Annotated in this window: 10 protein-coding genes; 6 read left to right on the top strand and 4 right to left on the bottom strand. The window is 49.0% G+C overall.

Going from position 1 to position 13,407, the window contains the following annotated elements:
- Positions 1–19: 19 nt before the first annotated feature.
- Positions 20–169 carry a hypothetical protein gene (locus H164_RS15640; RefSeq protein ID WP_019966735.1) on the top strand — a complete coding sequence of 50 codons (150 nt, stop codon included), beginning with the start codon at positions 20–22 and terminating at the stop codon, positions 167–169.
- 231 nt (positions 170–400) lie between these two features.
- Here H164_RS15640 and xseB read toward each other — a convergent pair whose 3' ends face one another.
- The 3 genes from xseB to H164_RS0100040 are packed head-to-tail and all read right to left on the bottom strand — an operon-like array spanning position 401 to position 3,302.
- Positions 401–598 carry an exodeoxyribonuclease VII small subunit gene (xseB, locus tag H164_RS0100050; protein ID WP_019966734.1) on the bottom strand — a complete coding sequence of 66 codons (198 nt, stop codon included), beginning with the start codon at positions 596–598 and terminating at the stop codon, positions 401–403.
- A 5-nt stretch (positions 599–603) separates the two neighbouring features.
- Complete coding sequence (gene xseA / locus H164_RS0100045; protein ID WP_019966733.1) at positions 604–1,896, bottom strand: exodeoxyribonuclease VII large subunit; 1,293 nt, start codon at positions 1,894–1,896, stop codon at positions 604–606.
- A complete protein-coding gene (locus H164_RS0100040; protein WP_019966732.1) occupies positions 1,893–3,302 on the bottom strand; it encodes a S8 family serine peptidase in 1,410 nt (469 codons plus the stop codon). Before H164_RS0100040 ends, xseA begins: the two co-directional genes overlap by 4 nt.
- A 231-nt stretch (positions 3,303–3,533) precedes the next feature.
- Here H164_RS0100040 and H164_RS0100035 point away from each other — a divergent pair, with 231 nt between their 5' ends.
- Both H164_RS0100035 and H164_RS0100030 read left to right on the top strand, forming a co-directional pair.
- Positions 3,534–5,357 (top strand): transglutaminase domain-containing protein, encoded by a 1,824-nt coding sequence (locus H164_RS0100035; protein WP_019966731.1) that lies wholly within the window; start codon positions 3,534–3,536, stop codon positions 5,355–5,357.
- 50 nt (positions 5,358–5,407) lie between these two features.
- Positions 5,408–7,540 carry a DUF3857 domain-containing protein gene (locus tag H164_RS0100030; protein ID WP_025830316.1) on the top strand — a complete coding sequence of 711 codons (2,133 nt, stop codon included), beginning with the start codon at positions 5,408–5,410 and terminating at the stop codon, positions 7,538–7,540.
- 164 nt (positions 7,541–7,704) lie between these two features.
- Here the strand turns inward: H164_RS0100030 and H164_RS0100025 are convergent, their stop codons facing one another.
- Positions 7,705–8,058, bottom strand: a complete 354-nt coding sequence (locus H164_RS0100025; protein WP_019966729.1) for a hypothetical protein — start codon at positions 8,056–8,058, stop codon at positions 7,705–7,707.
- 566 nt (positions 8,059–8,624) lie between these two features.
- Here H164_RS0100025 and H164_RS0100020 point away from each other — a divergent pair.
- From H164_RS0100020 to H164_RS0100010, 3 genes are read left to right on the top strand one after another with little or no spacing between them, the layout of a single operon-like run.
- Positions 8,625–11,336: a DNA gyrase/topoisomerase IV subunit A gene (locus H164_RS0100020; protein ID WP_019966728.1), complete on the top strand. Its 2,712-nt coding sequence runs from the start codon at positions 8,625–8,627 to the stop codon at positions 11,334–11,336.
- The gene (locus H164_RS0100015; protein WP_025830315.1) at positions 11,317–12,165 is read left to right on the top strand and encodes a DUF3316 domain-containing protein; all 849 of its coding nucleotides are present in this window, start codon (positions 11,317–11,319) and stop codon (positions 12,163–12,165) included. The genes H164_RS0100020 and H164_RS0100015 overlap by 20 nt, the downstream gene beginning before the upstream one ends.
- The gene (locus tag H164_RS0100010) at positions 12,162–13,181 is read left to right on the top strand and encodes a S41 family peptidase (RefSeq protein ID WP_025830314.1); all 1,020 of its coding nucleotides are present in this window, start codon (positions 12,162–12,164) and stop codon (positions 13,179–13,181) included. The genes H164_RS0100015 and H164_RS0100010 overlap by 4 nt, the downstream gene beginning before the upstream one ends.
- Positions 13,182–13,407: the final 226 nt, after the last annotated feature.

Here is a 13,407-nt window from a genome sequence, read left to right as displayed (position 1 = left end):
AATTAAAACGAAATAAAAGATGGTTGATTTCTCACATTTCAATGCTTCGGGTACCTATCGGCGTGATGAACTCATCAGAACGATTGAACATGCCGTGGAACAACTGACACAAGGCGAACTCGAAGCCTTATATTACGATATGCTGACCAAGGGACTCATCAGCGAATAGGCCGATAGTCTCTTTCGATAGCAAGGAGGCTGGCTGACGACTTGGGCATAACCGAGTATTTGGTAGGCTGGAATGCCTGAATAAATTCTACGTTTAATTTGAAAAGACAAGTTGTTCCGGCAGGTGATGTGAATTGTCTTGAAAGTCAGTTAGCCTCATTTTACGGTCTGAAATCACTCTTTTAGGCCTGTAAAATCAGTCACTTTGCCAACTAAAAACAATAGGATTCCATCAATCTATCTTTTCCAAAATCTTCTTTATCTCGTTATCTGCCTTGGTGAGCTTGTCTTTACAGAGTTTGATGAGCTTTTGTGCCTGCTTCAACTGTTCACCCATGACATCAATATCCAGCTCATCATTCTCCATCTGCTTTACAATACGTTCCAACCGATCGAGGGCTTCTTCGTACTTTATTTCTTCTTTTGCCATAATCCTTATTTTATGATTGATGAAACACTACCTTTTTCGAGTCTCGTCACAATCTCGTCGCCCGCCTTCAACGCTGCGGCATCTCTCACGATCTTGCCACCGAGCGTTGTCATACTGTAACCCCGCCTCAGCAACAAGGCCGGGTCTGCTGCCTTAGCACGCTGTGCAAGCAGGTCTACCCGATGGTTTTCGCAAAGCAAACGACGCGCCATGGCAGGTTGCATGCGCCGTGACAGGTCGGCAAGACGACGGTTCTCCCGTTCCAAACGGACCCCGATGGCCGTCGAAACATGATTGAGCATGCGGTCGAGGCGGGCTTCCTGACGGTCTTTAAACAGCGAAAAGAGCATCGGAACCTTCTCGCCCAACCGCTGAAGGCGTGCTTTTTCCATCTCAATCCGATGTCGGACACCCGTCAAAATCTCGTTTTCTGCGTCCAAAACGCGCTCATACACCCGTTCCAAATGGTCCACGAGGAAGGCCGCAGCGGCCGTGGGAGTCTTCACACGCATGTGGGAAACCATGTCAAGGATAGACTCGTCGCGGTCGTGTCCGATGCCCGTTATGATGGGAAGTGGGAAGTTTGCCACGTTCTCGGCAAGCAAAAGTGTATCGAAACCGGTCATGTCGCTCGTTGCACCTCCGCCACGTATGATGACAACCACATCGAAATCGTCGGCTTGGATATTGATTTTATCCAACGCAGCAACAATGCTTTTCTCAACTTCTTCACCTTGCATGACGGCCGAAAAGAGCCGAGGATAGAACTTCAACCCGCTGGGATTGTCGCCCAACTGTCGACAGAAGTCACCGTAGCCTGCCGCATTTTCACTCGAAATCACAGCGATGCGCTGGGCGAAAAGCGGCAGCGTGAGTTCCTTTTGCAAGTCGAAAACGCCCTCCATCTTCAGACGGTTGATAATTTCCATGCGCTTTCGGGCCATGTCGCCCATGGTGAATTCGGGGTTGATATCGGTCACAATCCACGAGAACCCGTAGGCTTCATGGAAGTCGGGATAGACCTTCAGCAACACCTTCAAACCCGCTTTGAAGCTTTGTCCCGTTACGCTTTCAAACTTGGGGCATAGCCGTTGCCACTTGGTTTTCCAGCATTTGGCCGATGCTTTGGCCACGGGCGTGTTACCGAACAGTTCTTTTTGTATCAGTTCCATGTAGCAATGGCCGCGCACTTCGCGCACTTCCGACAGCTCGGCCTCCACCCAATACTCGTCGGTAAGCGTGACCGAGATGGCCTCTCTGACCAGATTGTTCAGTTCGAAGAGCGAGAGTGTATTCATTTCCGGCCTGCATTATAGGCTTTCCAAAAGTCGGGGACGCCGTAACCATATATATTATTAGGTGTAGCCACATTATTTCCGCTCGCTATGACAAGGTCGATTAGCTCGCTTGCCGACTTGTTTGGCAATGCCTGCCACAGGCAGGCAACAAGCCCGGCCACTAAAGGTGCCGAGAAGGAAGTGCCCATTTCGTCGACGATAGTGCCCCGTCCTGAGATGACAGATGTGGGACTTCCGTAGGCCATCACATCGGGTTTGATGCGTCCGTCCTGCGTAGGTCCGACGCCACAAAAGGCTGCATTGACACCCATAGGGGTGACCGAGCCCACCGTGATGATACGTTTTGCATCGGCAGGAAAGTTGATTTTCTTCCAAGTTCCCATGCCGTCGTTGCCCGCACTGTTCACCAATACGATGCCTTTTCCTGCTAACATGGAGGCCGTATGGGAGATAAGCGTCGATTCTCCGTCCATGTCGGCATAGCGATGGTTGGTGGATTTGTCGTCGAAATCATGGTAACCGAGCGACGAATTGATGACATCGACGCCCATGGAGTCGGCATATTCCACCGCTTCGGCCCAATAATCCTCCTCTGCAACGCTCTCCGTTTGCCGGTCTTCACAGCGTATCAACAGGTAAGAAGCATCGGGGGCAGTTCCTATAAACACTCCGGGAAGGTCGGTAGCCATGGAAGAAAGCACCATTGTTCCATGCTCCATCTCGGAGAAAATGCTCTTGGCTTTGGGTACAACGAAGTCGTTCTGACCCGCAATCCTGATGCTCTGAAGACACGGAATGCGGTCTACATTCATAAAACCAGCGTCGAGCACGGCAATCATCTTGCCCTTTCCGCGATACCCCGCAGCATGCATTCGGATGCCATTCAACTGGGCTATCTGGTCTTTGGCAACGCCATAACGGTTATCTTCCGACAAGGTGTCCCAACGATTAAACTCTTTTTTAAAGTTCACTCTGGCCGACCCGCTGATGGAATCCGGTGAAGAAAAGACTTTGAAGACGCTCTTCACAAAAGGTAGTTTCAGCAGATTAAAGACCTTACCTACATTACTACATCTCACTAAAAGCGTGTTGTTCCACTTGCTTTTACCCACAATCCGAACGTCTTTCAAGGCTTGAATGGCTTCTATATAGGTCTCGTTGATGGGCAAATCGGTAGAATCGATGGCGATATGTTGCCGCTTTCGACGTTCAATGGCACGTTGGGAAAGATATTCAGATGGGGCATTCAGGGAATAGCGAGAGTGTTTCTTATCCTTCAATGTCACGCGGAACATATAGCATTTTCCGCCGGGATAGGAAATCATCTCGGTGCTGTTTACACCCGCGACGGCCAAAGCCGGACAAGAGAGCAGTGTTATGATGAACAGTATCAGTTGCTTGTTCATTGCTATCCATTTGGTTTCAGACTTACAAAAGTAATATTTTATCTTGGAAAATCGAAAAAATTAAACTTAAATCAAACTTTCCTTCATTTTCCGGGTAGATGAAAGAACAACGAAAGAAAATTTTACTTATCTTTGTGAAGCTATTGTCTTTATATCGTAGGCGGACCACTTTCGCACGAAAAACGGCCCACTTGTACATGACAAACCACACGTTTATACACAACAAACGACATGAATAACTACAAAAAACCGATTTGTCAACTGGCCGGAATATTATTTCTTGCCTTGTTTTCCACGGCAACCCATGCCCAGAAATGGGACGACAAAATCCTCATTCAGCAATGCAACGACCGCTATTCGCTGATGTTCGACCACGAAAAGCCCGTTGTCAAGAACACGAAGAAAATCACTTATGAGTCGAATTCAAGCGTTACGGTCTATCCCGAAACGGATGTTCTCTACGGTGAATACATCTCCTTGGACGATGTTTCGGGCCGGGGTGCCAAGCAATATAAGAACATCACGCCCGAAAACGTGTTCTATGATGACACCAAAGCCTGCATTCTTAGGGGTTATATCGACAAGAAAGGTAAGACTTGCACGGCTGCTTTCGAACGTACATTCAAAGACCCGAAGTACTTCACCCGTATTTATTTGCTCGAAGACTATTTTATCCGCAACAAGACTTTGACCATTACAATCCCCAAGGAAATGTCAGGTTATCGCATCAAAGAAATGAACTTCAAGGGCTATCCTATTCAATCCAAGCACGAAACGACGGCCGGCGGCGAAACATATACCTACCAAATTACCCAAGCAGACCGCATGACGGAAGACAAACATATGCCTCCTGCGTCGAATGTCTACCCCTATTTGCTCATCACGGGAGCGTTCCAAGATGTCAATGCGCTTTATACTTGGTCGAAGGAAATGGCAAACGTGGACTGCACGATACCCGATTTGAAAGCCTTGTTGCAGGAAATCAATGCACAAAGCAAAACAGATGAAGACCGCATCAGCAACACCTTCCGCTGGGTTCAAGACCATATTCGCTACGTAGCCTTTGAGGCCGGCATCGCAGGGCACAGGCCCGATACACCCAAAGAGGTGCTCCGCAAACGCTATGGTGACTGTAAAGGCATGGCTTTGTTGCTGAAAACGCTGCTCAAGGCACAAGGTTTTGACGCACGATTGGCCGATATCGGCACCGACGAAATACCCTTTAAGATGAGTGAAGTCCCGTCACTTGCGAGTGCGAACCACGTCGTCTGCGCCCTCTTTCTCAATGGGAAAATACGCTATTTAGACGCAACTTGCAACCATATTCCATATACTTATGCACCACAACATATACAAGGTTCGGAGGCAATGATAGAAAACGGAGACCGTCCGCTCCTGAAGATTGTGCCCCGATTGAAGGCAGATGCGTCGATAGACAGCCTTGCCTATCAATACAAACTGCAGGATAATGCGCTCGTGGGGCAGGCAACTTACCACATCAGGGGCGACATGAAAGAATGGTTCATGGGCATGGCCGACGATGCAGGCAATAAGAAACAGGACGACATTCTGGGCAACAATCTCAACTCGGATGCCCACAGTATGACTGTCACCAACGTGAAATGGACAGACAAGGACGCCCGACATGAATGGGCACGCTTTGGAGGTAACGTCGTCAACAAGGCCGCCGTGCAGCAAGCTGACCGCGAGATTTACATAGAACTGAACCCACACAACAACCTTTTCGACGGCAGAATCGATACCACACAGCGCACTCACGACTTCTATTTCCCCGTGCGTTGTAACGTTGTCCGCCAGGCCTCGCTCACCATTCCGGCTGGTTACAGGGTGGATTATCTGCCACCTTCGGCCACATTCTCTACGCCCGAAGGCACGCTGACCTGCCGTTTCAGTAGGCAAGGCAACACGGTTCTCTTTCATCAGAAGATGCAAATCAACCGCCGCCGCATTCCTCTTGCCAACATTCCGAAATGGAATGAGGCGGTCAGCAAGTGGAAAGACGCCTGCAACGAGCAGGTGGTGCTGAAGAAATAGCATAGAGAATGCAAAATAAGAAACACTAACAAATAAACAAACCTACATTTATGAAGAAACTATTTACAATGCTGCTGTTGGCCGTTATAGCACTCCCGACATTGGCTTTTGACGACAACGATTATCAAAAGTTCGTCAAAGAAGTGAAGCAAGACGTATGGGGAAGGAATCTTCCGCAGTTCAACAACCGTAAGGTCTCGGCTCAATACAAGGACGAATCGGCCGTCATTCTGGCACGCTACGAGGAACTAACCGTCGATTTAAGCAAGAAGTTCAATATCTTCGCCTTTGGAAACCTCAAGCAAAACACGGCTACTCATCTCAAACGCAATCTCATCAAAATCAACGACAAGGCTGCCCTTGATAAGTTTTCCACCTTTGATTTCCGCACATATGACCGCTCGTTCAACGAACTTATGCTGCGCGAAGACCACCGGACCGTGCTTGGTGTGAAGGTCATTAAGCCCGACGGGACGGTCAAAGAAGTGAGCACCGACGACTATCAAGACGCAAACGAGGGGAAGAAAGGACAGGAGAAGCGTACTAAATTGGCTGTGCCCGACCTGCAAGTCGGCGATTTGATAGACTACTTTATCTATGACTTTGACGTGATTAAAGAGGACAATCTCGATCCTACGCTGTTCATTTTCTGTGCTGACTACCCGATACTTGACTATCAAATTCATTGTGCCATTGACAAGAATCTCTGTACGCAATACCGCACAATGAACGGTGCACCCGACTTCAAGTCGGGGAAGAGTGGCGATAACATCACCTTGGATGCCCACGTGAAAAGCATTAACAAGACGTTGCCTGATTACGCTTTCAATGCCATCGCACAGGCCCCTTTCACGCTGTTATATGTGACGAACACCAACGTCGGACTGTACTATACGCCCGAGAGTGCAAAGCAGAAAGGACTGCAGGCCAACCCTGATGCCAAGGTCATTCAAAAAGATGCATGGCAGCCTTGGTCTGACTATAAGCTGAAATGGACACTCTACAAGAAGATGACCAAAATGGTAAAAGATGCCAAGAAGCTTAAAACTGATGAGGAGAAAGCTGACTATGTATATAACTATATGGTGATGCAGACGTTGCTTTTCAAGCAGCCTTACGAAAACGCCTATAACTTCTCAACGCTCTTCCCGAGCATTCTTGACCGTCTGAAAGTGGAATATGGACGCGGCATCACAACCAGTTTGTACAATGAACCGCTTGATCAGCTCATCAATTACAGCGATGCAACGCGTTTCATCATACTCAAGAACGGCAAGTGTTACTTCCCCTTGAAGCGGGCTGTAGGCGCGAATATCATTCCGTCGATCTATCAGAACCGAGATGCCATACGCACCGATAAGCCTAAAAAGTTTGCAAAAGGACCGTTCACATCATTCAAAATTGCCGGCAGCGATGCTTCAGACAACATAGAAACGGTAGACATAGACGCGGTAATCGACGGTGGAATGATGAATATCCGACGCCAGAACACAATGTCGGGCTGCAGGAAAGAAGGTGTCATTCCTGTATATACTACGGCCGAAGAACTCATCAAGGCGTGGGGCAAGCCCTATGAATATACAACCTTTGCCGACGCTTACAACTATAAGGAAAGCGAGGCAAAAGCGCGGGCTGCAGAGCGGGCAGAGCGAGACAAGAAAGATATTCCGGAGAACTTCGCCAAGGAAGTCAAGGCCTATCATGACAAGGCTCCCGTGAAAATCAACAGTACGAAAGTGCTTAACTTCGGTGAGAACAACTTGCCTTTCTCCTACACTGTGAACTATCAAATGGACGGCCTTGTGAAGAAAGCCGGGCGAAACCTCGTCGTCTCCGTTGGTCAGCTGTTTGGCCAGCAGACCCATATCGAGGGCAAAGAGCGCAAGCGCAGCGACGCCATCTTCTTTGACTATCCGCGCACCTACGCCGTAACGCTCGCTCTAACCATTCCCTCGGGCTATTCCGTCTCGCCCGAAAGCCTGCAGAAGCTCAATGAAAGCGTCGACAACGATGCCGTTTCTTTCATGACAAGAGCCGAGGTCAGCAACGGGAAACTGGTCATCGACTTCAAAAAGATATACAAGCATCAGCAGGAACCTCTGGTCAATTGGAACAAAGTCCTCGATATGCTCGACCGCGCTTATGCGTTCACGAGCCGCCAAGTGATACTGAAAAAGAATTAAACGTGCGTCAGATGCAGGAAAAAGGGGAGCAAAACGTTGGGAACGACGTGCCTTTCGTGCCTTAACCTCTATTCTATTGCACACGACAAAGGGCAGCCCCGCTTCGGGCTGCCCTTTTTGTCTGGCTGAACCTGCAGACTTGCCACAGGCCGACAAGGCTGGTGTTATTTCCTTGTATAAACGATCTCTTTTAGGGTGAGCTTCTTTCCATCGACTCTTCCCGTAAGTTTTTCCGTTTTCTTTGTCTTTTCATCCGTAAGGGTAAAGTGTACGAAAGGAGGCTCGAAAGTGTAAGTGCCCTTTTCGACAGTTTGTCCTTTCTCGGTTCCGCGCGTGGTGTAATAAAAGTCCTTTTCGGTGGTGAAGTTCAGCATCTTCGTGATATCTTTCTCGTCGTTATTCACCCATTCGGTGCCTTTCAACGAAGTCAGCGGTGCGTCGTCATCGTCAGACGAACAACTCAGGAAGGAGAACGTGATGCCCGCAACGACGAGCATGAGTAGCAGATGTTTTTTCATAACTCTTGTATTTTATGGTTTTACGTTGCAAAAGTAAGCAATAAATCCCACGCCTGCAACTATTCGGCTTGTTTTTTCATCTGCCTTCGTCTGGTTATAGGTGTGCAATCGCCTTGACGAAAGGTGTGCAATCGCCTTGACGAAAGGTGTGCAACCGGACTCACGGAAGGATAACGACCGTCTCTATACCGTAAGTCTGCCCGTAGACATATAAGGAGTATCGAATTATCACCATGGTGATAAATATTTCTCTACCCGGTGAGAAATTCGTCTCACCACGGTGATAAATATTTCTCTACCCGGTGAGAAATATTTCTCATCGGGTAGATAATTCGATATGTCTTATATATGTCCGATGACAGATGCGGTATCAGTCGGGTCGTATTCCTTTAATAACGACGGTCGCATGCCTATAATAACGACGGTTGCATGCCTACCGTAGGTGCCGCGGCACCCGTTCTTGACCCGGAGAGCGACGGATTTGGGGCAAGAAGCGGCTTTTTATTTGCATATCTCAACCTTTTGTAGTAATTTTGTGGCTATCGCAGAAATTAAATAAGCATCACATGGACGAAGAATTCAAAGACAGCGAGAATATCAACGAAGAGGAAATGCTGGGCGAAGACACCCATTCGGACTACCGTCCGGCCGACCGGTTCGACGCTTCGGCCGTGCATCACTTGAGCGGCATGTACAAGAACTGGTTCTTGGACTATGCCAGCTATGTGATTCTGGAACGGGCCGTGCCGCATATCGAAGACGGACTGAAGCCCGTGCAGCGGCGCATCTTGCATTCGATGAAGCGCATGGACGACGGACGTTATAATAAGGTGGCCAATATCGTGGGCCACACGATGCAGTTCCACCCGCATGGCGACGCTTCTATCGGCGATGCCTTGGTGCAGATGGGGCAGAAGGACCTGCTCATTGACTGTCAGGGCAACTGGGGAAACATCTTGACGGGCGACCGTGCGGCTGCTCCGCGTTACATTGAGGCACGACTGTCAAAGTTTGCCCTCGACGTGGTTTTCAATCCGAAGACCACCGACTGGCAGTTGAGTTATGACGGACGGAACAAGGAACCGATTACGCTGCCGGTGAAGTTCCCGCTGCTCTTGGCACAAGGGGCCGAGGGTATTGCCGTTGGGCTGAGCAGCAAACTGTTGCCGCATAACCTCAATGAGATATGCGATGCGGCCATCAAGTATCTGCGCGGAGAGGCGTTCGCGCTTTATCCCGACTTTCCCACGGGTGGCGCCATTGATGTCAGCAAGTATAATGACGGGCAACGGGGCGGCGGACTGAAGGTGAGGGCGAAGATAGAGAAGCTCGACAACCGGACGCTCGTTATCCGCGAGATACCGTTCAGCAAGACCACGACGACGCTTATCGACAGTATTCTCAAAGCGATAGACAAAGGAAAAATCAAAGCTAAGCGTGTAGACGATAATACGGCTGCCGAGGTGGAGATACAGGTGCATTTGTCGCCCGGCGTGTCGCCTGACAAGACGATAGATGCGCTCTATGCCTTCAGCGATTGTGAGATTAATATTTCGCCGAATTGCTGTGTCATCGAGGATAATAAGCCTTGCTTCCTCACGGTTAGCGACGTGTTGCGCCACGGTGTTGACCGCACGATGGGGTTGCTGCGCAAGGAACTTGAGATTCGTCGTGGCGAATTGCTTGAGCAACTCTTCTTCGCCAGTCTTGAGCGCATCTTTATCGAGCAACGCATCTATAAAGAAAAGAAGTTTGAGCAGGCTGCTTCGATGGACGAGGCCATTGCTTTCGTCGATGAGAAGCTGGAACCGTTCAAGCCCGACTTCATTCGCGAAGTGACGCGTGATGATATCCTCAGGCTCATGGAAATCAAGATGCAACGCATCCTGAAGTTCAATAAAGACAAGGCCGATGAACTCATTGCGCGCATCAAGGCTGAGGTGGCAGAGATAGAACGTGACTTGGCTCACATGACCGATGTCACCATCAACTGGTTCACGTTCATCAAGAACAAATACGGCGCCGACCATCCGCGTCATACTGAAATACGTAGCTTTGATACGATTGACAGTGCGAAGGTGGTGGAAGCTAACCAAAAACTCTACATCAACCGGCAGGAAGGTTTCATCGGGACGGGGCTGAAGAAAGACGAGTTCGTTTGCAATTGCTCCGATATCGACGATATCATCATCTTCTATAGGGACGGGAAGTACAAGATTATCAAGGTGGCCGACAAAATCTTCGTGGGCAAAGGCATCATTTGGGTGCAGGTGTTTAAGAAGAACGATAAGCGTACGATTTACAATACGGTCTATCGCGACGGTCGTCAGGGCTTCTATTACATGAAGCGTTTTAATGTGACCAGTATGACGCGTGACCGCGAATACGATCTGACGCAGGGCACACCGGGCTCGAAGGTGATTTACTTCACGGCCAATCCTAACGGTGAGGCCGAGACCATCAAGATAACGCTCGACCTTGACCCGAAGAAGAAACGCCAGAACATATTCTTGGAGCGCGACTTCAGTAAGATATTGATAAAGAACCGTGCAGCCAAGGGTGTCTTGTTGTCCAAGCAAGGTGTGCATCGCATTGGTTTGAAGAGTCATGGCCATTCAACGTTGGGTGGCCGGAAAGTGTGGTTTGATGCCGATGTGAAGCGTATCAACTATGAGGAGCACGGACGCTTCTTGGGCGAATTCTCTGATGAAGACCGTATTCTCGTTATACTCGACAATAGTGACTTCTATATAACGAACTTTGATGTCAACAACCACTATCCAGACAATATCATGCGCTTAGAGAAATGGGAGCCTGACAAGGTGTGGACGGCAGTTCTCTTCGATGCTGACAATCAGGGTTATCCTTATATGAAACGGTTTACGATGGATGCAACGGCAAGACCGCAGAACTTCCTCGGCGATAATGCTGACAGTAGGCTCGTTATCCTGACGGATGTTGCATTCCCACGCATCAAAGTGACTTATGGTGGGCATGACGCTTCGCGTGCTCCGGAAGAGATTGATGCTGAACAGTTCATCGGACAAAAGAGTTTCAAGGCTAAAGGTAAGCGTATATCAACGTGGCAGATTGGGAAGATAGAAGAATTGGAGCCCGTGCGTTTCCCAGAACCGGATACGTCCGAAGCAGAAGAAGATGCTACGGAAGCGGAAGAGAACCTTGCCCCCGATGCAGGTAAAAGCCGGCAGCAGGTGATTGATGAAATGACCGGACAACTCAATTTATTCTCCGATACAAATGAAACCACATCTGAATAGTATCCTTGTAGCTGGGCTGATGGTCTTGTCACCGTTGTATTGTGCCGGGCAAACAGGCACGATGGGAGATGGCGACCGCATAATCACCAACAGCAGAATGATTGGGTGGGGTGCAACGAAAGTGCTTGACACCTATCTTAGTCCGGAAGAATATACGGGGCCCGACCTCCGTTACATCAGTCACACGCTGCGCTGGCGCGAGGGTAGTCGACTCATCAACGCGCTTATCCATCAGGGAAACATTGCCTACATAGACAATCGGTCGGGCGACGGCCGCGAGATAGCCGGCAATTACAACTTCCAATACGGCTTGCATGTCGTGTGTGGGACATGGACTTTCGGTGGTAACGAGCTGCAATTGGAGGCCGGAGGCAATGCAGAGCTCAATCTGGGCTTCATCTATAACACACGCAACAGCAACAATCCCGCTCAAGCCCGTGCCTATCTGAACGTGTTGCCTACGGCAGCCCTGACCTATACTTTCCGTAATCCTTTCTGCGAGAGCCATTACCGTGACTTCCGGCTGCGTTATGAAGTGGGGGTGCCCGTGGCAGGACTGATGTTCTCGCCTAACTACGGTCAGTCTTATTACGAAATATTCTCTAAAGATAATTACGACCATAATATTGTGCCTACCTATGTGGGGAATGCACCCTCGTTGAGGCATTTCCTGACCTTGGACTTCCCGCTTTTCCGTGCCACTTTCCGTGTCGGCTATCAAGGAGAGTATTTGCAGGCCCGGGTCAACAACCTCAAACAACATGCCTACACGCATGCCCTGCTGCTGGGTGTGACCAAGACCTTTAAGTTAATCCGAGTCAGAAAATGAGACACTTCCGACGTATTCTCCCATTATTGTTGCTGCTTCTCGCTCCGCTGTTGTTTACAAGCTGTGTGAAAGAAGACGAATATGCCGACAATCCCCGTGGCAACTTTGAGGCTTTGTGGCGCATTCTCGACGAGCATTATTGCTTCTTTGACTATAAGGCCCGGCAATACAAGCTCGATTGGAACGAGGTCCATGTACGGTATAGCAAGCAGATAAGCGACCAGATGAGCGACGAACAGCTCTTTGAGGTGTTGGGAAACATGCTGGGAGAACTGCGTGACGGTCATGTCAACATGTATTCGGGCTTTGATGTGGCACGCTATTGGTCGTGGCGTGAGAACTATCCAAGCAACGTGAACGACTCTCTTCTCAATAAATATCTGGGTACCAACTATCGTATTGCCAACGGTATGAAATATCGTATTCTCGATGATAATGTCGGGTATATCCGTTGCGCTACTTTCGAGAACAGCTTTGGAAGCGGTAATCTGACGAACATCTTGTCCTATCTGCTCCCTACACGTGGATTAATCATCGATATCCGCAACAACAGCGGTGGACTGATTTCGAGTGCTGAAGAGCTGGCCGCCCGCTTTACCAATGAGGAGCTTCTCGTGGGCTATATTCAACATAAGACGGGAAAGGCTCACGATGCTTTTTCTGCCATGCGGGAACAATGGCTCAAGCCGAGCCGTGGCCTGCGTTGGCAGAAACCGGTGGTCGTGCTTACGAACCGTGGTGTCTATAGTGCGGCCAATGAGTTCGTGAAGTACATGAAATGTTGTCCCAACGTCCGCATTGTCGGCGACAAGACAGGCGGTGGTGCAGGAATGCCTTTTGGCAGTGAGCTTCCCAACGGGTGGGGTGTACGCTTCTCGGCCTGCCCTATCTATGACAAGAACAAGGAAAGTACCGAGTTCGGCATAGCGCCCGACGTAAATGTGAGTCTTGGTGTAGTGGATTTCTATAACGGAATTGATACCATCATCGAGCATGCACGTAAGCTACTGGAGTAAGGTTTTTTCCTCAATTCCGCAGCATTATTCCTTGTGAGGTACTTTTATATATTGAAGTGACATTTTTGGAATTTATCCATTGATATGGGGATTTTCTAGGATTCTTGGTTCTTGCATAGTCATGAAATCCCCCACCCAAACCAATGGGGAAGTATGAAAAGCCACAAAGAAATGATGTAAATTCCACCGAAAGAAGTGATATTCTCGTTTTTAATTGCTACCTTTG

Source organism: Segatella maculosa DSM 19339 = JCM 15638, from assembly GCF_000382385.1.
Taxonomy (GTDB): Bacteria; Bacteroidota; Bacteroidia; order Bacteroidales; family Bacteroidaceae; genus Prevotella; species Prevotella maculosa.
Note: the sequence above shows the minus strand (reverse complement) of the source record. Positions and strands in the feature narration are given on the sequence as shown.

Excerpts from the sequence above, each read along its gene's own strand:
- H164_RS15640 (WP_019966735.1), top strand. The coding sequence starts at position 20 with ATGGTTGATTTCTCACATTTCAATGCTTCGGGTACCTATCGGCGTGAT.
- xseB (WP_019966734.1), bottom strand. The coding sequence starts at position 598 with ATGGCAAAAGAAGAAATAAAGTACGAAGAAGCCCTCGATCGGTTGGAA.
- xseA (WP_019966733.1), bottom strand. The coding sequence starts at position 1,896 with ATGAATACACTCTCGCTCTTCGAACTGAACAATCTGGTCAGAGAGGCC.
- H164_RS0100040 (WP_019966732.1), bottom strand. The coding sequence starts at position 3,302 with ATGAACAAGCAACTGATACTGTTCATCATAACACTGCTCTCTTGTCCG.
- H164_RS0100035 (WP_019966731.1), top strand. The coding sequence starts at position 3,534 with ATGAATAACTACAAAAAACCGATTTGTCAACTGGCCGGAATATTATTT.
- H164_RS0100030 (WP_025830316.1), top strand. The coding sequence starts at position 5,408 with ATGAAGAAACTATTTACAATGCTGCTGTTGGCCGTTATAGCACTCCCG.
- H164_RS0100025 (WP_019966729.1), bottom strand. The coding sequence starts at position 8,058 with ATGAAAAAACATCTGCTACTCATGCTCGTCGTTGCGGGCATCACGTTC.
- H164_RS0100020 (WP_019966728.1), top strand. The coding sequence starts at position 8,625 with ATGGACGAAGAATTCAAAGACAGCGAGAATATCAACGAAGAGGAAATG.
- H164_RS0100015 (WP_025830315.1), top strand. The coding sequence starts at position 11,317 with ATGAAACCACATCTGAATAGTATCCTTGTAGCTGGGCTGATGGTCTTG.
- H164_RS0100010 (WP_025830314.1), top strand. The coding sequence starts at position 12,162 with ATGAGACACTTCCGACGTATTCTCCCATTATTGTTGCTGCTTCTCGCT.